Source organism: Mesorhizobium sp. M0293 (assembly GCF_040321735.1).
Lineage (GTDB): Bacteria > Pseudomonadota > Alphaproteobacteria > Rhizobiales > Rhizobiaceae > Mesorhizobium.
This window is the reverse complement of the sequence record NZ_JAMYSA010000059.1, coordinates 19,918-40,775: the sequence shown is the minus strand read 5'-3', so window position 1 is coordinate 40,775 and position 20,858 is coordinate 19,918. Positions and strand designations below refer to the sequence as shown.

Sequence of the window (20,858 nt, the reverse complement as noted above, 5' to 3'; positions counted from 1 at the left end):
CCCCCCCCCCCCCCACCCCTATTGGGGGGCCGGGCCCCCCCCCCGCCCCCGGGGGGCCCCCGGCCCACCGCCCCCCCCGGCGCGGCGGGGGCCCCCCCCCCCCGGGCCCCTCTCCCGAAGGCCTGCGGCACCGAGGCGAACGCATGGGCTATGCCCTCAACTTCAACCTGATCTGGCGGCATTTCGACAAGCTGTGGGGCGGCCTGCTGCTCAGTCTCGAACTCGCCGTCATCTCGATCGCCATCGGCATCGTCATCGGGCTGGTACTGGCGGTCTGGTATGTTTCGGCCGGGCGCGTGGTGCGCACCATCATCGCCGCCTATGTCGAATTTATCCGCAACGTGCCGTTGATCCTGCTCGTCTATCTCGTCTTCTACGGCTTGCCGACAGTGGTCGATATCGCCTACAGCGCGCCGACCTCGTTTGTCGTCACGCTCTCGCTCTACAGCGGCGCGTATCTGGTCGAGGTGTTCCGCTCCGGGCTCGAGGCCGTTCCGCGCGGACAGCTGGACGCCGGCAAGGCGATCGGCCTGACGCCCTGGCAAAGGCTGCTCAACGTGCGCCTGCCGACGATGCTGCGCATCACGCTGCCGGCGTTGTCCAACACCTTCATATCGCTGTTCAAGGATACGTCCGTCGCGTCGGTCATCTCGGTGCCGGAACTGACCTACGGCGCCCAGTGGATCAACTTCAACACCTTCCGCATCGTCGAGGTCTATCTCGTGGTGACGGCGATGTATCTGGTGACCGGCTACGCACTGCTTTTTGCGCTTCGGCTTGTCGAGCGCCGGTTCAGGGCGGCGCGCTGACATGCTGACCCAGATCGCCTATGCCTTGCCTTTCCTCGCCCAGGGCTTTGCCCTGACACTGTGGGTATCCCTGCTGGTCGTGGTGTTTTCTCTGATCGCCGGCGTGATCATGGGCGTCGGTCTCGTTTATGGCCCCGTGCCGTTGCAATGGGCAGTGCGCATCTTCAGCGATACCATCCGCGGGATACCGATCCTGGTGCTCATCTTCTTTGTCTATTACGGCCTGCCGGCCGTCGGGCTTCATCTCCCATCCTTCTGGGCTGCCGTGCTGGCGCTGACCCTGTTCAAGACGGCGCAGGTCGTCGAATATCTCAGGGGTGCGGTCGGCTCCATTTCGAAGGGTCAGTCCGAGGCGGCAATGGCGATCGGACTGACCTTTCGCCAGCGTCTGGCCTACGTCATCTTCCCGCAGGCGTTCAGGCGCTTCCTGCCGCCCTGGATCAATGGCGTCACCGACGCGGTCAAGGGCAGCGCCCTGGTGTCGCTGCTCGGCATCACCGATCTGATGCAGGCCATCAATCAGGTCATCGGCCGCACGTATGAGGCGATGCCGCTCTACCTCCTCGGCGCGCTCATCTATTTCGCGGTCAATTATGCCCTCTCGTTCGCCAGCCGGCGGCTCGAGCGGCGTTTCTCCTTCATTCGGGATTAGCAATGTCCACAGGTTCGAACGACACCCCGGCGCTTCTCGACATCCGCGACGTCTCCAAAGCCTTTGGAACCGTCCAGGTCCTGCGTTCGGTCAGCCTGCGGGTGGCGCGCGGCGAGGTGGTGACCGTCATCGGCCCCTCCGGCAGCGGCAAGACCACGCTGCTGCGTTGCGTCAACTTCCTCGAAAGCTACGACAGCGGCTCGATCCGCATCGACGGCAAGGAGGTCGGCTTTCGCGAAACCGGAGCCCGCCAGCGCCGCAGCGAACGCGATCTGGCCGCGATGCGCGCCGAAACCGGCATGGTGTTCCAGAGCTTCAACCTCTTTCCGCACCTGACTGCCGCCGGCAACATCATGCTTGGTCTAACCAAGGTGCGCGGCAAGAGCAGAGCGGAGGCCCGCACCATCGCCGAACACTGGCTCGGCCGGGTCGGCCTCGCTCACAAGGCCGACAGTCTGCCCGCGGAACTGTCCGGCGGCCAGCAGCAGCGTGTCGGCATTGCCCGCGCCGTGGCCATGGGGCCGAAGATCCTGCTTCTCGACGAGATAACCTCCGCGCTCGACCCGGAGCTGGTCGGCGAAGTGCTCGAGGTCGTGCGCAGCCTGGCCGAGGACGGCATGACGATGGTGATGGTCACGCACGAAATGGCCTTTGCCCGCGATGCCTCGAGCCGCATCGTCTTCATGGCCGATGGCGGCGTCAGCGCGGCGGGCCCGCCCGCCGAAATCCTGGCGGCGGATACCGACAACGAGCGCCTGCGCACCTTCCTGGCACGTTTCCGCGCCTCGCATTTCTAGAACGGGACAGCGAGCGCTGTCGCAAGGAGCCTTCTTTCATGACGCCTTATATCCGGCTCGCCGCGTTGGGCCTGACGCTGCCCGAGCCGCCGACCCCGATCGCCAATTTCGTCACCCATGCCGAAAGCGGCCGGCTGATCTTCCTGTCCGGTCAGGGGCCGCTGCGGACCGACGGCACGTTGTTCACCGGCAAGGTGGGAGATGATGTCACCGTCGAGGAGGCCTATGGCCATGCCCGCCTCACCGGCCTCAATCTGCTCGCCGTCATGCATGCAGCCACCGGCGACCTTGGCCGTATCGTGCGCATCGTCAAACTGCTCGGCTTCGTCAACGCGATACCGACCTTCAGCGACCACCCGAAAGTGGTCAATGGCTGTTCAGACCTGTTCGCCGATGTATTCGACACCATCGGCGGCCATGCCCGCTCGGCGATCGGCGTCGGTTCCTTGCCCGGAAACATCACCGTCGAAATCGAGGCGGTCGTCGAGATCGCCGCCTGACCCGCTAGAAATGGAATCCGAGAGATGAAAACCACGTCCACCGACGGCTCCAACACCACGATCCGCGAACGGCTCGGCCTTCGCCCGATCATCAACGTCTCCGGCACGATGACGGCGCTCGGCGCGTCGATCATCGTCCCGGAAGCGATCAGCGCCATGTCCGAAATAGCCTCGCAATGGGTCGAGATGGACGATCTGCAGCGTGCCGCAAGCACGATCGTCGCGCGTCTCACCGGCGGCGAGGCCGGTTTCATCACCGCTTGCTGCGCCAGCGGCATCACCATGGCGATCGCCGGTGCGATGACGGGAACCAATTTGCTCGCCATCGAACGCCTGCCGGACGACACCGGAGGGCTGAAATCGGAGGTCATCGTCCAGCTCGGCCACATCGTCAACTACGGCGCGCCGATCGACCAGTCGGTCCGCGTGGCCGGCGCAAAGGTCGTGCCGGCCGGCACCGTCAGCGTCACGCAGGACTACCACGTGCGCCAGGCGATCAACGAGCGCACGGCGGCGGGTCTCTATGTCGTCGCCCATCACACCGTGCAGTACGGCATGCTGTCGCTGGAGGAATTCTGCGAGATCTGCCACGCCAGGGGTGTCCCGGTCATCGTCGACGCGGCTTCCGAATATGATCTGCGCGGCTTCCTTGCGCGCGGCGCCGACATTGTCATCTACAGCGGGCACAAATTCCTGAGCGGACCGACCAGTGGCATCGTCACCGGGCGCAAGGATCTGGTTCGAGCCGCCTATCTGCAGAACCGCGGCGTCGCGCGCGCCATGAAGGTCGGCAAGGAAAGCATCGCCGGCACCATGGCCGCACTGGAAGCCTGGGAAAAGCGCGACCACGCCGGCATCCGCCGGCGCGAAGAGGCGGCGCTGAACCTGTGGAAAGACGCGTTGCAGGGGTTGCCGGGCATCGTCGCGCAGATCATCCCCGACCCGACCGCCAACCCTCTGGACCGGCTGCAGATTTTTGTATTGCCCGAAAGCCGGTTCTCGGCGGCCGGTCTCACCTCGGCATTGGCGACGGGCTCGCCGCCGATCATCGTGCGCAACCATGAAGTGGAGCGCGGCCATTTCTTCCTCGACCCCTGCAACCTTCATCCCGGCGAGGCCGAGATCGTCGCCGAACGTCTGCGCGCCATGCTGACCGCGGCCGAGCGGCCCGCCAATGCCATGAGACCTGCCCGCAAGGATTCATCCGGCGTCCTGCGCTGGCCGGATTGAAACGCCAGGTAGACCATCACCTGAAAATGCGCCGGCCGCGATCGGCGCGCGCCATCACGCGACCGCTCCCCTGACGGGTTCTATGGCCAGGACGTCGGCCAGGAGACTGCCGGCTCCGCCTTTGCGCGGCTCAGCCCGGCCGCCGACGAGGCCAGACAGTCGCCGACCTTCAAAAGAATAACTTTACAAATATTTTAGTATGTGTGAAGTTATGACTATTGAAGGGTCGATCATGACAGCCAATCGCTTCGCCACGCGTCTGAATTCCTTTGCCTCGCGACCACAGGCCGAATGGCGCGACCTCTCCGGCAAGCCGTCGCTGCTGCAGATGGCGGCGCGCGCCGCCAAGGTTGCCGGACTGACCGACCTCGATCTGAACTACCCCGACCATGTCAGCGAAAAGCCTGCTGAAATCGCCCGCAAACTCGGCGACCTCGGCCTTTCCATCAATGGCTTCGCCATGCGCTACTACTCCAACCCGGCCTTCAAGCTCGGCGCTTTCACCAATCCGGACCCGGCGGTACGCCGCGAGGCCATCGACCTGACCAAAGCGGGAATCGACGCCGTGCGCGAGGCGGGCGCCAAACTGATGACGCTGTGGCTCGGCCAGGACGGCTTCGATTACGCCTTCCAGGCTGACTATGCCTCGCTCTGGCAACACGAAATCGATGGCATTCGTGAAGTGGCCGCGCATGACCCCGACTGCCAGATCAGCCTTGAGTACAAGCCCAATGAGCCGCGATCCTATAGCCTGATGCCGGACGCAGCGACGACCTTGCTGGCGATCCGTGACGTCGGCCTGCCCAATCTCGGCGTCACGCTCGATTTCGCCCATGTGCTCTATGCCGACGAGCAGCCGGCCTTTGCCGCAGCCCTGGTGGCGCGTCACAGCAAGCTGCTCGGCGTGCACCTCAACGACGGTTACGCCAAGCGCGACGACGGCCTGATGGTCGGCGCGGTGCACACGCTGCAGACCATCGAGCTGCTCAGGCAGATCCGCAGGGACGGCTATGCCGGCGCCATCTATTTCGACACATTCCCCGACATGACCGGGCTCGACCCGGTGCGCGAATGCGAAGTCAACATCGCCACCGTCAAGCGCATGCTGCGCGTCGTCGACCGGCTGGAGCAGGACAATCGCCTGTCCGCCGCCATCGACGGTCAGGACGCGGTGACGTCGCAAGCCATCATCCAGGAAATCATGCTCGGGCCGGACAGCTGAGGCATCCGAGCCATCGCCGTTTTCAACAAGGGAGGAATACAATGAAACTTCTGCTTGCCACCGCTACCGCCGCACTGATGGCATTATCCATCGGCTCGGCCTTTTCCGCTGATCCCGCGCCGCTCAATTCCGATACGGAAAAGGACCGCATCGACTGGTCGCAGGTCGAGGCCAAGTTCGGCACGTTCCCCAAACTGCCCGAAGGAACAAAGGCGGGCGCGGTTTCCAAGACGCTGACCAATGAATACTGGCGCTCGCTGGGCGAGGGCTACAAAGCGTTCGGCGAGAAGGTCGGCGTGCCTGTCGTCTACCAGGCGGCGCAGAGCGAAGGCGACCAGCTCGGCCAGCTCACTATCGCGGAAGGCCTGGTGACGCAGGGCTACAACGTTCTGCTGGTCTCGCCGCAGACCGATGCCAATCTGCAGCCGATCATGGAGCAGGCCAAGGCCGCCAATGTGCCGGTGGTCAACGTCAATGACGCGGTCATCCCGCAGGCCGAGCACTATGTGGGCAATGTCCAGCGCGACAATGGCGTGCGCGTCGCCAAATGGTTCATCAAGAATCGTCCGGATGGCGGCAAGGTCGCCATCGTCGAAGGCCAGGCCGGCGTCTATGCAGCCGTGCAGCGCACCGATGGCTTCAAGTCCACCATCACCGAAGGGGGCAAGTTCGAGGTCGTCGCCAGCGTTCCCGGCAATTGGGACCGCCAGACCTCCTATGATGCGGCCACCAACATCCTGCAGCAGCACCCCGACCTGATCGGCTTCTATGCCAACAATGACGGCATGGCGCTGGGCATTGTCGAGGCGGTCAAGGCTGCCGGCCTGCAGGACAAGGTTGCCGTGTTCGGCACCGACGGCATTTCCGACGCCTATGCCTCGATCCGTGCCGGCGAACTGACCGGCACGGTCGACAGCTTTCCGGTGCTGACCGGCGAAGTGGCACTGGAAACGGCGCTGCGGCTAGTGGCCGGACAAAAGCTGCCGCGCGTCGTTGCCACGCCGCAGGCACTGATCACCAAGGACAATGCCGACCGCTATTCCGGCACCGGCGCGCGCAAGGCACTGCTCGAGGATGCCGCTGCGGGCCAGTAGAGCCAATCGACGGGGTGCCGGCCAGAGCAATTCGCTCCCGGCCGGCACCGTTGCCCGGAGATAGAACCCAATGTCACCCCGGCTGCAATTCCAGGGCATTTCCAAGCTGTTTCCGGCCGTCCGGGCGCTCAACGACGTGTCGTTCTCGGTCAGTGCCGGTGAAATCCACGGTCTGCTCGGCGAGAACGGCGCCGGCAAGTCGACGCTGCTGCGCATCCTGTCGGGCGTCTACAGGCCGACGGCCGGAAGCGTCCTTATCGACGGCAAGCCGGTTACGCTCGCCAATCCGGTCGCGGCGCGCGCGGCGGGCGTCGCCATGATCCATCAGGAACTGCAGCAGGTGCCGCGCCTCAGCGTTGCCCAGAACATGTTCCTTGGCCATCCGCTGACGCGCGGTATCTTTGTCGCCCGGCGCGAGCAGGAGCGTCGCGCGGCCGAGGCTCTGGCGGCAATAGACCCCTCCATCGACCCAGCCGCTCCACTCGGCACGCTGAAGGTGGCGCAGCGGCAGATCGTCGAGATCGCCCGCGCGCTGCTCGACCGCGCCCGCATCGTCGCCATGGACGAGCCGACATCGAGCCTGACGCCGAGCGAATTCGAACGGCTGGCGCATGTCATCACCGGCCTCGCTCGCGACGGCGTCGCCGTCGTCTATGTCTCGCACAAGCTGGATGAGGTGTTCGGCATCTGCCGGCGCGCCACCATCATGCGCGACGGCGGCGTGGTCGATTCCGTCGATCTGAAAGAGCTGTCGGAGAAAGCGGTCGTGGCGATGATGGTCGGCCGCGAACTGGCGCAGGAACACCATAGCTCCCATGCCTCGGACGAGGTGATGCTGAGCGCACGCGGCCTCTCCTCGGCGACGAAGGTGCGCAACGTGTCGTTCGATCTGCATCGCGGCGAGGTGCTGGGCATTGCCGGGCTGGTCGGATCCGGCCGCACTGAACTTTTGCGGCTGCTGGCGGGCGCGGATCGCGCCACGGCCGGGACGATCGCCATCGACGGCAAAGCGACGCGCTTCGCCAGCCCGCGCGACGCGATTGCCGCCGGCATCGGCCTGGTTCCGGAGGAGCGCAAGCGCGAAGGCATCGTGCCGCTGCGCTCGATCACCAGCAACATGGCGCTGGCTTCCATGGGTGTGTTCGCGTCGCGCGGCCTCATCGATCACACCAGGTTGAAACAGGTGGCAGTCGACAAGATGGGCCGCGTCAATCTGCGCCCATTCCTGCTCGACCGGCCGATCCGCCTGTTCAGCGGTGGCAACCAGCAAAAGGCGATCATCGGCCGCTGGCTGGCGGCCGGAACACGCATCCTCTTGTTCGACGAACCGACGCGCGGCATCGATGTCGGCGCCAAGGCGGAGATCTATCACCTGATCGAGGAACTCGCCGCCGAAGGCCATGCGGTGATCGTCGTCTCCTCCGAGCTTCCCGAGGTGATCCGGCTCGCCGACCGCGTGCTGGTCATGCGCGACGGCACGATCGCCGCCGAACTCCACAGCGACGATATCAGCGAACAGGCAATCGCGGCACACGCCATCCCGCAGACACAGACGCCGGCCGCACAGCCGGCAAGGCAGTAGGTGAAGGATATGTCGGATACCACTCTGGTGCAGCCACGGGCCGAATTCCTGCGCGGGATTTCCATGCGCGATGCCGGCACGCTGATCGGCCTTGTCGTGATCCTCGCCGTCTTCGGAGCGCTGGTGCCGGGCTTCTTTGCCGAGCGCAACCTGATCAACATCCTGCAGCAGTCGAGCATCAATGCCTGTCTGGCGCTGGGCATGACGCTGGTCATCATCTCCGGCGGCATCGACCTGTCGGTCGGGCCGACGGCAGCGCTCTCGGCCGTCATCTCGGCCTCGATGATGGTCGCCGGCGTGCCGTTTCCGCTCGCCATCGCCACCGGCTTCGCCATTGGTCTTGCGTGCGGCCTCATCAACGGCGTGCTCGTCGCCTATGTCGGGCTGCAGCCTTTCATCGTCACATTGGGTACACTCAGCACATACCGGGCACTGGCGCTGATCTATACCGGCGGCAATCCGGTGCTCGGCCTGCCGGCAGGCTTTCGCGCCGTCTTCAACGGCTCGCTGTTCGGGCTGCCGCTGGCGGTTATCATCGTCGCCTTCGTGGCGATCGTCGCCTGGGTCGTTTTGAAGAAGACTCCCTTCGGCGAATATCTGCTCGCCGTCGGCGGCAATGAGGAGGCTGCTTACATCGCCGGCGTGCCGATCGCCCGCACCAAGATCGCCGCCTACATGATCTCCGGCCTGCTGGCAGCCCTTGCCGCGCAAATCCTGATCGGCCGGCTCGGTGCCGCCGAGCCCATCCTCGGCAACCTCTGGGAACTCGACGCCATCGCCGCTGCCGCCATCGGCGGCGCCTCGCTGATGGGCGGCAAGGGCAGTATCGTCGGCACCATCCTGGGCGCCGTCATCCTCGGCGCCATGCGCAACGGTTTGACGCTGATGAACGTGCAGTCCTTCTATCAGCTTCTGGCAACTGGTCTTATAATCCTCGCCGCGATGCTTATCGATCGCGTGACGAGGGGGCGTGGATGACCTTGAGCGGGCTGGACCTGAAAGCGGTAGGACCGCGCATCCGCATGATGATGCCGCATCTCACCCCGCTGGAGGCGAAGGTGGTGGAAACCGTCTTCGGCCGTCGCGGCTTTGACGAGAGCATCCCGCTGAAGCAGATCGCCGAGGAGGCCGGCGTGTCGGAAGCAATGGTGGTCAAGATCGCCAAGAAGCTCGGCTTTTCCGGCTATCGCGACTTCCGCACCGCCGTCTATGAATACAGCCGCCTGCCGACCGCCGAGATGCATCAGGAACTGTCGTCGGACGACAGTTCGGCCGAGATTGTGCAGAAGGTGTTTCGCACCTCCATCCAGGCACTGGAGGAGACGCTGGCGATCCTCGACATTGAGGATTTCGACCGCGCCGCCGATCTTCTCTATCGTGCGAAGAACCGGGATTTCTACGGTGTCGGCGGCTCGGCGCAGATCGCGCGCGACGTCTCGCACAAATTTCTGCGCATCGGCATCCGCGCATCCGTCTACGACGATTCGCACATGATGCTGATGTCGGCCTCGTTGCTCGGCGGCGACGACATCGCCGTCGGCTTCTCGCATTCGGGCAACACCTCTGCCGTCATCGACGCCATCCAACTGGCCCGCAAGAACGGTGCCCGCACGCTGGCCATCACCAATTACGACAACTCGCCGCTGGCCTCAGTCGCCGACATCGTGCTGTGCTCGACCGCGCAGGGCTCGCCGCTGATGGGCGAGAACGCGGCGGCGCGGATCGCCCAGCTCAATATCCTCGACGCGCTGTTCGTCGCCGTGGCGCAGCGCGACTACCAGGCGGCGGAGCGCAACCTCGGCCGCACCATGTCGGCGGTGGCATCGAAACGAAAAGACCGGGGCTCATGAGGACACCGCCGCTGGTCACCGTGTTCGGCAGCCTGCACTACGACATCATGGTCGACGCCCCCGACCGCCCGCGCAAGGGCGAGACGGTGGCCGGCCATGCCTGGCACCCGAAATGTGGCGGCAAGGGCGGCAACCAGGCCGCGTCGGCGGCAAGGGCCGGGGTGCGGGCGGCGATGATCGGAGCGGTTGGCGACGATGATTTCGGGCGGGCGTTGCTGGCCAATCTCGATCGCGCCAGGCTCGACCGCCGCTTCGTACGGGTGGCCGCTGGCGCCGGCTCCGGAATGAGCGTGGCGATCTTCGACCAAGGCGGCGACTATGGCGCGGTGATCGTCTCGGGCAGCAATCTCACGCTGGGCGATGCCGATATTGCCGCCGCTTCCGAAATGCTGTCCCAAACGGCGGTGCTCCTATTGCAGAACGAAGTGCCGGAAGCCGCCAACATTGCCGCCGCACGCGCGGTCAAGGCGCAGGGCGGCCGCATCGTGCTCAACGCGGCCCCGGCGCGCAAACTCTCCGGCGAGTTGACCGCGCTGGTCGACATATTGGTGGTCAACGCCATCGAGGCGGAGTTCCTGGCCGGCATGGCGGTGGTCGAGACGCTGGACGGCGCCGCGCAAACCGCGCGGCTGCTGGCCGATCTTTGGCCTGTCGCGATTGTCACGGCGGGCGGCGAAGGCGTCGCCTGTTGCGAGCGGACCGGCGAGGCCTTCGCGCTGCCGGCCATCCCGGTCAAGGTCGTCAGCACGCATGGCGCCGGCGATGAATTCGTCGGTGCGCTGGCCGCGGGGCTTGCCCGTGGGGAGACCATGCAAGCGGCCGTCACCGCCGCCAATGCAGCTTCGGCCTTGCTGGTCTCGACACCCGAGGCCGAGCGCGACGGCATCTGACAGACTGGTTTCCGCCTCACCAAACCACTGCGGCCGCCGCCTATCCTTGCGGCTTGGCGCGAATTCCGCTAAGGCGCGCCTTTGTCGCCGGGGAACACAGACTTGGACGATCAACGCGCCGATGTCGCCATCATCATGGGCAGTCAGTCCGACTGGGCGACGATGCGCCATGCGGCCGAAACGCTGGAAGCACTCGGCATCCCGCACAAGCGGCTGATCATCTCCGCTCATCGAACGCCGGACCGGCTCTATGATTTTGCCAAAGGCGCCAAGGCGGCCGGTTACAAGGTGATCATCGCCGGCGCCGGCGGTGCCGCGCACCTGCCCGGCATGACAGCGGCGATGACGCCGCTGCCGGTGTTCGGCGTACCGGTGGAATCGAAGGCGCTCTCCGGCCAGGATTCGCTACTGTCCATCGTCCAGATGCCCGCCGGCATTCCCGTGGGGACGCTGGCCATCGGCAAGGCCGGTGCCACCAACGCAGCCCTTCTGGCCGCCGCCGTGCTGGCGCTGAACGATGACAAGCTCGCCGTCCGTCTGGATGCCTGGCGCGCCGCGCAGACCGCCAAGGTCGCGACCGAACCGGCGGACACACCGTGAGCCTGCTCGCTGGATCGACCATCGGCATCATTGGCGGCGGCCAGCTCGGCCGCATGCTGGCTGTTGCCGCCGCCCGCCTCGGCTACCGCACGGTGGTGCTGGAGCCGCAAGCGGATTGCCCGGCGGCGCAGGTCGCCAACCGGCAGATAACGGCTGCCTATGACGACCCAGCAGCCCTTGCCGAACTGGCAGCGTCGAGTTCCGTCGTTACCTACGAGTTCGAGAACGTGCCGGTTGCGGCCGCCAGCGCGCTTGCCATCCAGGTTCCGGTTTATCCGCCGGCGCGGGCGCTTGATGTGGCGCAAGACCGGTTGAGCGAGAAGACATTCCTCAATGCCATCGGCATTGCCACCGCGGATTTCCACGCCGTCGACAATGATGACGAACTGACGGCAGCACTGAAAGCATTCGACGGCAGCGGCATCCTGAAGACGCGCCGCATGGGCTATGACGGCAAGGGCCAGCGCATCTTCCGCAACATGGAAACGGGCGGTTTCGCCGGCACCTGCGAGGCGATGGGCAATGTGCCGCTGATCCTGGAGTCCTTCGTGCCGTTCGAGCGCGAGATCTCGGTGATCGCGGCGCGTGGGCTGGACGGCGCGGTCGCCGCCTACGATCCGGCCGAGAATGTCCATCGCAACGGCATTCTCCACACATCGACCTTGCCGGCCGCCATCATGCCCGAAACGGCGGAAGCGGCGCGAGCAGCGGCATCGAAGATCCTGTCGGCGCTGAACTATGTCGGCGTCATCGGCGTCGAGTTTTTCGTGCTCGCCGACGGCTCGCTGCTGGCCAACGAGATCGCGCCGCGCGTGCACAATTCCGGTCATTGGACGGAGGCAGCCTGCATCGTTTCGCAGTTCGAGCAGCATATCCGCGCGGTTGCCGGCCTGCCGCTGGGAAGCCCGGACCGCCATTCCGACTGCGTGATGGAGAACCTGATCGGCGACGATGTGCTGCGTGTTCCGGCCCTGCTTGCCGAACCGGATCTGATGCTGCATCTCTACGGCAAGGCCGAGGCGCGGCCCGGCCGCAAGATGGGCCATTTCACCCGGATCGGCCGTCGCGCCTGATAACGCCGTCTATTGCACCTCGTCGCTCTCGTCCTCGTCGGGACTGGCGCAACTCACATCGCCTTCCTCGCAATTGGCCAACGCGGCAAGCTGCTTGACGCGATCATTCGTCAATCTGGTCAGGCATTGCGAAACCTCCATCGGATGGATCGAGCCGCCCTCACTGGCGGCGGTGGAATGGGCGCACTCGGCGTCGCGAAAAGCGATCCAGGCGCGTTGCGCCACCTGCAGCAATCTCTTGCTGTTGGCGTCATCCGCGCTGATGAGGTCCTGGTAGGCCGTGTTGAGCCTGGCGTCGGCCGCTTGGTAATCCTCGCCGGCACAGATGTTCATCATCTGCTGGCCGTCGTCGCTGCGGTCGCACTCCTGCGCGCGGGCAGCCGAGGCCCCCGCCAGTAGGACAAGGCAGGCGGACAGGAAAAATCGGCGCATAGTCATCCCCAAATCACTTCATGGCGGCAGCATCATCCCAGCCGGTCCGGGGCCGCGCAATGCCGCCAGGTGGAGATGGCGGATATTTGATGATAGGGATGAATCACATCCGCTATTGACGCTTGCGGTTGACACGGACAAGGCTCCTCGTTTATGAGCCACCCACAGTTCAAAGGCGCGTCTTCTGGCGCGCCTTAAAATTTCGACCCGGACAGGGTCCACACCGACAGGCAAGACCATGAAGATCAAGAATTCGCTCAAGGCGCTGAAGGCGCGTCACCGCGACAACCAGCTGGTTCGCCGCAAGGGCCGCATCTACATCATCAACAAGACCGCCCCGCGCTACAAGGCACGCCAGGGCTGAGTTTAGGGCTGGAGGCTGTTGCCTCCGCCTGTTGATGCTTGTTGCCCGCCTGCCGGCCCCTTCACGCCAAATTCAGTTTGACGTTCCGCCGCCCGGGATTAGAGTCCGGCGATGCGGATTCTTTTTGCATTTTTGACATCTCTGCTTGTTTCCGGTGCCGTTTATGGCCCGGCGCGGGCGGATGATGCTGTCGCTCCGCCGGCCACCCAGAACGCGCCACCGGTGGCAATGACGAAACAGGCCCGTCTCGACCAGCTGTTCGGTGACCTGAAGCGTGAGCGCAACGAAAAGGCAGCCGAGCGCATTGCCGGCAACATCTGGAATGAGTGGTCCCAGTCCGGCAGCGCCTCGATCGACCTGATGATGCAATGGTCGCAGAAGGCAGTCGAAGGCCAGAAATTCGACGTTGCGCTCGATTTCCTCGACCAGGTCGTGACCTTGCAGCCGACCTACGCCGAAGGCTGGAATCGGCGCGCCACCGTGCATTTCATGATGAAAAACTACGGCAAGTCGATGTCCGACATCGATCATACGCTGCAACTCGAGCCGCGCCATTTCGGCGCGCTCTCCGGCCTGGCGCAGATCATGGCGCTGACCGGCCACAAGCAATCGGCACTCGAGGCCTGGCAGAAGGTTCTGGCGATCTATCCAATGATGCGCAGCGCCCAGGACCAGGTCGGCACGCTTTCGGAAGAGCTTGCTGGAGAAGGCATTTAAGGGAATAGGCAGTAGGGATTAGGCAGTAGGCGCAGATCGCGTTACGCACATTCCTACTGCCTACTGCCTATTCGCTACTGCACAACTTATCCCCCTCCACCCCCGTATCTCTCCCCATGAACCTGATCTACGCTGCCCTTGCCTTTCTGATGGCGCTTGTCTTCGGCTTTGTCGGCGTCACCCGCGCCGGCTCATGGCTGATCGAACGTCGCAATCCGTCGATTGGCGAGTTTGCCGACATCGATGGCGCCCGCATCCACTATGTCCATATTCCGGGGCCCGCTAACGCCGAATTGCCGCCGATCGTCTTCGTCCACGGCGCCAGTGCCAATCTCAGGGATCAGATGCTGCCGCTGCGGCCATTGCTCGAAGGCCGCGCCGAAATGCTGTTCTTCGACCGGCCAGGCCACGGCTGGTCGGGTCGTGGTCCCGGCAACAACGAGGACCCGTCGGCGCAGGCCAACACCATCGCCGCGCTGATGGACCGTCTCGGCATCAGGAAGGCTGTTGTCGTCGGCCATTCCTTCGGTGGTGTGGTGACATCGGCGTTCGGCCGCGAGCATCCCGACAGGACGCTCGGCCTGGTCTTTCTGGCACCGGCAACCCATCCATGGCCGGGCGGCGCAACCTCCTGGTACTATGATCTGACGACCATTCCGGTGATTGGCTGGCTGTTTTCCGAGACGCTGACCTATCCGACGGGAACGCTGCGGATGGAAGACGCCACGACCTGCGTCTTCTCGCCCAACAAGGTGCCGGACAACTATGTTGCCGTGGCTTCGATCCCGCTAGTGCTGCGGCCATCGGCCTTTCGCGCCAACGCCACCGATGTCGCCGGGCTCTATCGCTACGCCCTTGGCGCCGCACCGCACTACAATCAGATCAAGGCCCCAACCGTGGTCATTTCGGGTGATCGCGACAAGGTCGTCTATGCGCAGATTCACTCGATCGGCCTCCAGCGCGACATACCGGGCGCCCAACTCATCTGGGTGCACAATCTCGGCCACAAGCCGGACTGGATTGCGCCCGACCTGGCCGTCGGCGCCATCGAGAAGGTCGCTGGCAAGAAGATCGACCTGCAGGCAATGGCCAAGACAGTGGAAGCGCGCATTGCCGGCGATGCTTATGGCGCCGGCAGATGCGCTGATATCAAGGTGCCGCAGGCCGAACTCGCGCCGACCTGATCACGCCTGCCGGTTCGGACGGTCGATCTAACGGCTAGTCTGCACGTCCGATCCGACATAGGCGATGCGCAGCATATTGGTCGAGCCTGGCGTCCTCAGCGGCACACCGGCTGTGATGATGACGCGGTCGCCGGGCTTGCCGAAGCCTTCCTCGAAGGCGATGCGGCAGGCGCGGTCGACCATGTCGTCAAGATCGATTGCGTCGGGTGAGACGACGCAATGCGTGCCCCATAGCAGCGACAGCCGCCGCGCCGTGTTGACGATCGGCGACAGCGCGATGATCGGCACTTGCGGACGCTCGCGGGCGGCGCGCAGGCCCGTGGTGCCGGATGCCGTATAGGTGATGATCGCCGACAGCTTCAGCGTTTCGGCGATCTCACGCGCAGCCAGCGAAATGGCGTCGGCACCGGTCGCTTCCGGCTCGGAACGCTGGGCGTTGATGATGCCGGCATAGGTCGGATCGGTTTCGACCTTGGTGGCGATACGGTTCATCATCGCCACGGCTTCGACGGGATAGGCGCCCGCCGCCGATTCCGCCGACAGCATGATGGCATCGGCGCCTTCGAAGACTGCGGTCGAAACATCCGACACCTCGGCGCGGGTCGGCACGGGTGCTGTGATCATCGATTCCAGCATCTGTGTCGCAACCACCACCGGCTTGCCGGCGCGGCGCGCCGCGCGCGTGATCTGCTTCTGGATGCCAGGCACCGCCTCGAGCGGCATCTCGACGCCGAGATCGCCGCGGGCGACCATCAGCGCGTCGGACAGTTCGATGATCTCGGCCAGCCGGGCGACAGCCTGCGGCTTTTCGATCTTGGCCATGATCAGCGCCCGGCCGCGCGCGATCTTGCGCGCCTCGGCCAGATCCTCCGGCCGCTGCACGAAGGACAACGCAACCCAGTCTACGCCTGTGGCCAGCACGGCATCGAGATCCTTGCGGTCCTTCTCGGTCAGCGCACCAACCGGCAGGTCGGTGTCGGGCAGACTGACGCCCTTCTTGTCGGAGATCGTGGTGCCGGCGACGACCGTGCAGACGATCGACTTGCCGTTGCTCTTCACCGCCTTCAGCTCGAGCTTGCCATCATCGATCAGCAGGCGATGACCGGCTTCGACCGAGGTCAGGATTTCCGGATGCGGCAGATAGACCCTGGTCGAGGTGCCGGGCTCGGGATTGTCGTCGAGCGTGAAGGTCTGGCCGACGGTCAGCACTTCCTTGCCATTGGCGAACTTGCCGACGCGCAGCTTGGGCCCTTGCAAGTCGGCCAGGATGCCGATCGGTCGGCCAACCGCTTCCTCGACAGTGCGGATGCGTCCGACCAGCGTGCGCATCAGTTCGTGATCGGTATGGCTCATATTGATGCGGAACACGTCGGCGCCAGCTTCGAACAGCTTCTTCAGCATCTCCTCCGACGAGGAGGCCGGACCGATGGTGGCTAGGATCTTGACCTTGCGGCTACGTCTCATTGACTGTTTGTTCCCGGGGCGGCTGGAGCGCCTCCCGTTGTGGACTCATCGGTCAGCTGGACCATCCAGCTTGCCTGTTCGCCCGTGTCATATTCCTGGAATCCGGCGCGCTGAAAGCCCCGGGCGACGCAATCGGTTACGCCGGCGATCTTGAACTCTTTTTCAGCCACGCACATGTTGATCGGGCCGTCCCAGCGTCCACCGCGCTCGGCGTCTTCTGCATAAAGATAGTAAAACCTTGATGACAGCGGCCCTTCGATCAGCGTCTTGCAGCTCGATCCCTCGATGTGCCACCAGCCCTCGGTGATCCAGCCGGCCTTGGCGCGATAGCCGATACCGACGCCGACCAGGTTCTGCGTGGCGTTGCAGACACGGAAATCGGCACGCGCCGGCGAGGCCATGACCATAGCCGACAGGCCGACGACAAGGATCAGGAGCGGCATGGCAAAGGCAGAGCGCGTGCGCTGCCTGCCGGCGGAACCCATCCGAAAACCCCTCAAGAACCACATCAGCATCTCTCTGCGCCCCTTTTCGGAAAAGTCCGGGCGCATGTCAACGCACCGTTTTGTTCAATTCCAATCGATTTAGAAAGGCTCCGGCGCACAATTCGCCGACCTCTGCCAGATTTCTCGGGAAACCTTGGCCAAACAACGGCATTGCGCAAGCGTCGTCTTCGTGGAATGACGATAGCATCCTCCCCGGAAGCCAGCGAACAGACCATTTCCCATCAATGACCCGATCCACAGTTTTCGCGCCTTTCGACATTGTCGAAGGTGACCGCAAGCGAGGCATCGTGCTCCTGTGTGACCATGCCCGCCGCGACCTGCCCGACGACTATGGCAGCCTCGGCCTGCCTGCGGCGGAGTTCGACCGCCACATCGCCTATGACATCGGCGTCGAAACGGTGACGCGCGAACTGGCCGCTCTGCTTGGCGTACCGGCGGTGCTTGCCAATTTTTCGCGGCTGCTGATCGATCCCAATCGCGGCGAAGACGATCCGACACTCATTCGCCAGCTCTATGACGGCACTGTCGTGCCCGGTAATTACCCCATCGCTCCCGAGGAGCGCGAAAGGCGGCTCGATGGCTTCTACCGGCCCTATCACGATGCCGTCGGCGCCATGATTGCCTCGGTCGCGCGGGCCTCTGCACAGGCGCCCTTCATCTTCTCGGTGCATTCCTTCACGCCTGCCATGCAAGGGATACTGCGTCCCTGGCATGTCGGTATCCTGTGGGACCTCGACGACCGGGTGGCGCGGCCGCTGATAGACATGCTGGCCGAGGACAAAGACCTCGTCGTCGGCGATAACGAGCCCTATGACGGCGCACTGCGAGGCGACACCATGTACAAGCACGCCATCGTCAACGGTTTTGCTCATGCATTGATCGAGATCCGCCAGGATCTGATAGCAGACCAGAAGGGCGCTCTGGCATGGGCCGAACGGCTGGCGCCGATCGTTGACGCGATCGACCTCCGTCCCGATATACATGTGGTCAAGCAATTCGGCTCCCGCACCGGGCCGCAATGACGGAGGCTGTGACCATGACCGAACTCAGCGACGAGCAGCAACGCGATTTTGAGGCCGCCGCCTTTCGCCGCCTGGTCGAACATCTGCGCGAACGCAGCGACGTGCAGAACATCGACCTGATGAACCTTGCCGGCTTCTGCCGCAACTGCCTGTCGAACTGGTACCGCGAGGCGGCCAATGCCGAGGGCATCGACCTCAGCAAGGACCAGTCGCGCGAGATCGTCTACGGCATGCCTTACGAGCAATGGCAGGCACTCAACCAAATCGAGGCCTCTGACGCCAAGAAAGCCGAATTCGAGGCAAGGCGTCCCAAGGACCACTAGACAAACCTTGTGGGGCGATCGGTCCCCGTCCACCTTCTTCCGGCGTCTCGTATGGCTAGGCCCACTCAACTTCACAATCCTAGGGCGAAGCAAGGAGCGAAGCGACGCGGCGCAAACCCTAGGATCCATGCCGCGAGGGTTGGCACAAGCATAGCGGTTCAGAATAATGGTCGTGGCGCTCCAGCTAGAGCTAGTTCCGCACCATAGCATCGCTCAGGAGTCGCGGCATGGATCCTCGGGTCTGCGCCGCGTCGCTGCGCTCCTTGCTCCGCCCGTGGATGACGAAGAGAGAAGCGTTTCCGCTAATCTCCAACGTAGGTTGTCCGCCACGAACGATGCGATCCTATCTCGCCCTTTGGTCCAAGCATTTCCCCACATACAGCGCTTGACTAGAAATTGAATCGATCTAATTTGCGGCGCGAAGCCATTTTCTGACCGGATTCGCCTTATGAACGCGTCAACAGCCATGCAGACTGCCATTCGCGGACGATGGGCCGTCGCGGCCATTTCCCTGGCCACCGGCTGCCTCCCCGGACGCGGGCCCCAGCACAGGCCGGTGTGCCGGACCCGGCGCCACAGCACGAAATACCCGCTCGGGCAATTCCCCCTGCTGTGCGGCGCCGGCGCCGGCGCCGCCATGACCTGGTGCGGTCATTTGATCTCCAGACATGGTTCGCGCACCGTGCTGCGCTGGTTCGGCCTTTGCGGCAGCCTCGGCCTGCTGGTCGTGGCGCTGGCGCCCAATGTGCCGCTGGCAGCCATCGCCATGTTCATCTTCGGCGGCTCGATCGGCGGCATGGACGTCGCCATGAACGCCAATGCCGTGGTGGTCGAACGGCGGCTCTCCCGCGCCATCATGTCGTCGTCGCATGGCTTCTGGAGCCTCGGCGGTTTCGCCGGCGGCGGTCTAGGCGGCTTCGCCATCCAGACCTACGGCCATCTCGCCCACGCGGCGGTGGTGACTGTGCTCGCCTTCGCGGTGATCGCGGTGGCGGTTGGCTATCTGATCGGCGAGAACAGGCCGCAGGCGGCCACGCATCACAAATTCACGCTGCCGGCCAACCCGCTGGTCTACCTCGTCGGCCTGATGGCGCTGCTGACGATGGTTTCCGAAGGTGCGGTGCTTGACTGGGCGGCGCTGTATCTCAGGCAGGAACTCGGCGCAGACCTTGCCATCGCCGGTCTCGCCTACGCCGCCTTTTCCGGTGTCATGGCGATCATGCGGTTCTTCGGCGACGGCGTACGCAACCGCTTCGGCGCGGTGGCAACGCTACGCGGCTCGGCGGTTGTCGCGGCAGCTGGCATGCTGATCGCCGGACTGTCGCCCTCGCCCTGGCTTGCAATCGCCGCCTTTGCCTTGTGCGGCTTCGGCATCGCCAACATGGTGCCGATCATCTTCTCGGCCGGCGGCAACCAGGAAGGCATGTCGTCGGGCACCGGCATGAGCGTCGTCACCACAATGGGCTATTCCGGCATCTTGGTGGCACCGTCTGCGATCGGCTTCGTTGCCGAGCATTCGAGCTTCGGCCCAATCTTCGTGGCCATGTCGGGGCTGCTGATCGTCGTGCTGTCGATGGCCGGGCTTGCTCACCGCGCCGAATTCGCTGCCGCGCCGGCCGAATAAAGTTTCAGCTCTTCGTAGAGGAAATCTGCCACGCGGCGGATGCGTACACTGGTGCGCACGTCGCGATGCATGGCCAGCCATACCGGCAGGATAGGCAATGGCAGCCCAGGCAGTAATTTCTCCACCGATGGATCACGGTCGACCAGCGGCTGCTGGCCGAGACCGATGCCGTTTCCCGCTCGCACCGCCTCCCAAAAGACGATCTGATTGTCGGCCCTGAAGCGGAAACTGCTCCGCGTAACAGGGATGCCATACTGGGTGAAGCCCCTGATGATCTCGTCGCTGCGGTCGAAGCCGACCAGATCGTGGTCGACAAGGCCGGATGGCTCCAGAGGACGGCCGCGCCGGTCGAGATAGGATTTGGCCGCGCAGGCGCAAAGCGGAATATCGCAGACCTTGCGTGCCACCAGTTCATTCTGCGCCGGCTTGACCATGCGGATGGCGATGTCGGCATCCCGACGCAGCAGGTTCTCGACCTGATTGGAGGCGACGACCTCAACCTCGATACCCGGCTCCTCGATCCCTAGCCGCGCCGTCATCTCCGGCAGCACATAGGCGGCGACAACTTCGCTGGCTGCTATGCGCACCGTGCCTTCGATTGCCTCGACCGATCCCAGCGCCAGCAGTGAAAAGGCGCTTGCCTGCTCGCTGACCGCCTTGCCGCGTTCGAACAGCGTGCTGCCGGCTTCGGTCAGTTCATAGCCGCGCCGCCCACGCCGGAACAGCGTGATATCAAGCGCCTGTTCGAGTTCGCCGATGTGACGGCCGAGTGTCGGCTGGCTGGCCGAGAGCTTTCGCGCGGCAGCCGACAGGCTGCCGGTTTCCGCCACCGTGACGAAGCTCTTGATCAGGTTCCAGTCGATTTCAGCCATTCATTTATGAATATCAGAGCGCCAATCATTGTCAATTTCAATTCACTTGCG

General features: G+C 64.2%; 23 protein-coding genes. 19 read left to right on the top strand and 4 right to left on the bottom strand.

What is annotated here, in order from left to right:
• The first annotated feature begins 143 nt into the window (after positions 1-143).
• The 13 genes from NKJ06_RS21640 (at position 144) to NKJ06_RS21580 (ending at position 12,299) form a co-directional block, all read left to right on the top strand.
• Positions 144-809 (top strand): amino acid ABC transporter permease, encoded by a 666-nt coding sequence (locus NKJ06_RS21640; RefSeq protein WP_352632807.1) that lies wholly within the window; start codon positions 144-146, stop codon positions 807-809.
• A 1-nt stretch (position 810) separates the two neighbouring features.
• Complete coding sequence (locus NKJ06_RS21635; RefSeq protein WP_352632808.1) at positions 811-1,461, top strand: amino acid ABC transporter permease; 651 nt, start codon at positions 811-813, stop codon at positions 1,459-1,461.
• 2 nt (positions 1,462-1,463) lie between these two features.
• A complete protein-coding gene (locus tag NKJ06_RS21630) occupies positions 1,464-2,258 on the top strand; it encodes an amino acid ABC transporter ATP-binding protein (RefSeq protein WP_352632809.1) in 795 nt (264 codons plus the stop codon).
• Positions 2,259-2,296: 38 nt separating this feature from the next.
• Positions 2,297-2,758 carry a RidA family protein gene (locus NKJ06_RS21625; protein ID WP_352605817.1) on the top strand — a complete coding sequence of 154 codons (462 nt, stop codon included), beginning with the start codon at positions 2,297-2,299 and terminating at the stop codon, positions 2,756-2,758.
• A 24-nt stretch (positions 2,759-2,782) separates the two neighbouring features.
• Positions 2,783-3,988: an aminotransferase class V-fold PLP-dependent enzyme gene (locus tag NKJ06_RS21620; protein WP_352632810.1), complete on the top strand. Its 1,206-nt coding sequence runs from the start codon at positions 2,783-2,785 to the stop codon at positions 3,986-3,988.
• A gap of 232 nt (positions 3,989-4,220) precedes the next feature.
• Positions 4,221-5,210 carry a sugar phosphate isomerase/epimerase family protein gene (locus NKJ06_RS21615; RefSeq protein WP_352632811.1) on the top strand — a complete coding sequence of 330 codons (990 nt, stop codon included), beginning with the start codon at positions 4,221-4,223 and terminating at the stop codon, positions 5,208-5,210.
• Positions 5,211-5,251: 41 nt separating this feature from the next.
• Complete coding sequence (locus tag NKJ06_RS21610; protein ID WP_352632812.1) at positions 5,252-6,304, top strand: sugar ABC transporter substrate-binding protein; 1,053 nt, start codon at positions 5,252-5,254, stop codon at positions 6,302-6,304.
• Positions 6,305-6,374: 70 nt separating this feature from the next.
• Entirely contained in the window at positions 6,375-7,886 is a 1,512-nt protein-coding gene (locus NKJ06_RS21605; protein ID WP_352632813.1) for a sugar ABC transporter ATP-binding protein, read from the top strand.
• Positions 7,887-7,895: 9 nt separating this feature from the next.
• Complete coding sequence (locus NKJ06_RS21600) at positions 7,896-8,864, top strand: ABC transporter permease (RefSeq protein WP_352632814.1); 969 nt, start codon at positions 7,896-7,898, stop codon at positions 8,862-8,864.
• On the top strand, positions 8,861-9,736 hold the full coding sequence (locus NKJ06_RS21595) for a MurR/RpiR family transcriptional regulator (protein WP_352632815.1): 876 nt from the start codon (positions 8,861-8,863) through the stop codon (positions 9,734-9,736). Before NKJ06_RS21600 ends, NKJ06_RS21595 begins: the two co-directional genes overlap by 4 nt.
• Positions 9,733-10,626, top strand: coding sequence for a ribokinase (locus NKJ06_RS21590; protein WP_352632816.1), 894 nt, complete (start codon positions 9,733-9,735; stop codon positions 10,624-10,626). Before NKJ06_RS21595 ends, NKJ06_RS21590 begins: the two co-directional genes overlap by 4 nt.
• Before the next feature lie 102 nt (positions 10,627-10,728).
• Complete coding sequence (gene purE, locus NKJ06_RS21585; protein WP_352810562.1) at positions 10,729-11,226, top strand: 5-(carboxyamino)imidazole ribonucleotide mutase; 498 nt, start codon at positions 10,729-10,731, stop codon at positions 11,224-11,226.
• The gene (locus NKJ06_RS21580) at positions 11,223-12,299 is read left to right on the top strand and encodes a 5-(carboxyamino)imidazole ribonucleotide synthase (RefSeq protein WP_352810561.1); all 1,077 of its coding nucleotides are present in this window, start codon (positions 11,223-11,225) and stop codon (positions 12,297-12,299) included. The genes purE and NKJ06_RS21580 overlap by 4 nt, the downstream gene beginning before the upstream one ends.
• 9 nt (positions 12,300-12,308) lie before the next feature.
• Here the strand turns inward: NKJ06_RS21580 and NKJ06_RS21575 are convergent, their stop codons facing one another.
• A complete protein-coding gene (locus NKJ06_RS21575; RefSeq protein ID WP_352632819.1) occupies positions 12,309-12,731 on the bottom strand; it encodes a lysozyme inhibitor LprI family protein in 423 nt (140 codons plus the stop codon).
• A gap of 238 nt (positions 12,732-12,969) precedes the next feature.
• Between NKJ06_RS21575 and ykgO the strand changes: the two genes are divergently transcribed.
• The 3 genes from ykgO to NKJ06_RS21560 all read left to right on the top strand — a co-directional run bounded on the left by ykgO (position 12,970) and on the right by NKJ06_RS21560 (position 14,996).
• On the top strand, positions 12,970-13,095 hold the full coding sequence (gene ykgO, locus NKJ06_RS21570) for a type B 50S ribosomal protein L36 (RefSeq protein WP_006203764.1): 126 nt from the start codon (positions 12,970-12,972) through the stop codon (positions 13,093-13,095).
• 111 nt (positions 13,096-13,206) lie between these two features.
• A complete protein-coding gene (locus NKJ06_RS21565) occupies positions 13,207-13,812 on the top strand; it encodes a tetratricopeptide repeat protein (RefSeq protein ID WP_352632820.1) in 606 nt (201 codons plus the stop codon).
• Between the two features lie 116 nt (positions 13,813-13,928).
• Positions 13,929-14,996, top strand: a complete 1,068-nt coding sequence (locus NKJ06_RS21560; RefSeq protein ID WP_352632821.1) for an alpha/beta fold hydrolase — start codon at positions 13,929-13,931, stop codon at positions 14,994-14,996.
• Between the two features lie 27 nt (positions 14,997-15,023).
• Here NKJ06_RS21560 and pyk read toward each other — a convergent pair whose 3' ends face one another.
• A complete protein-coding gene (gene pyk, locus NKJ06_RS21555) occupies positions 15,024-16,460 on the bottom strand; it encodes a pyruvate kinase (RefSeq protein WP_352810560.1) in 1,437 nt (478 codons plus the stop codon).
• On the bottom strand, positions 16,457-16,903 hold the full coding sequence (locus NKJ06_RS21550) for a DUF1036 domain-containing protein (protein ID WP_352632857.1): 447 nt from the start codon (positions 16,901-16,903) through the stop codon (positions 16,457-16,459). The genes pyk and NKJ06_RS21550 overlap by 4 nt, the downstream gene beginning before the upstream one ends.
• A 287-nt stretch (positions 16,904-17,190) precedes the next feature.
• Here NKJ06_RS21550 and NKJ06_RS21545 point away from each other — a divergent pair, with 287 nt between their 5' ends.
• From NKJ06_RS21545 to NKJ06_RS21535, 3 genes are all read left to right on the top strand, one after another.
• Positions 17,191-17,988, top strand: coding sequence for an N-formylglutamate amidohydrolase (locus tag NKJ06_RS21545; protein WP_352632823.1), 798 nt, complete (start codon positions 17,191-17,193; stop codon positions 17,986-17,988).
• A 14-nt stretch (positions 17,989-18,002) separates the two neighbouring features.
• The gene (locus NKJ06_RS21540; RefSeq protein ID WP_352632824.1) at positions 18,003-18,311 is read left to right on the top strand and encodes a DUF1244 domain-containing protein; all 309 of its coding nucleotides are present in this window, start codon (positions 18,003-18,005) and stop codon (positions 18,309-18,311) included.
• 448 nt (positions 18,312-18,759) lie between these two features.
• Positions 18,760-19,935: an MFS transporter gene (locus NKJ06_RS21535; protein ID WP_352810559.1), complete on the top strand. Its 1,176-nt coding sequence runs from the start codon at positions 18,760-18,762 to the stop codon at positions 19,933-19,935.
• On the opposite strand, the gene NKJ06_RS21530 is transcribed toward NKJ06_RS21535, so the two are convergent.
• The gene (locus NKJ06_RS21530) at positions 19,899-20,807 is read right to left on the bottom strand and encodes a LysR family transcriptional regulator (RefSeq protein ID WP_352632826.1); all 909 of its coding nucleotides are present in this window, start codon (positions 20,805-20,807) and stop codon (positions 19,899-19,901) included. The two genes, NKJ06_RS21535 and NKJ06_RS21530, sit on opposite strands and share 37 nt — an antisense overlap.
• Between the last annotated feature and the right edge of the window lie 51 nt (positions 20,808-20,858).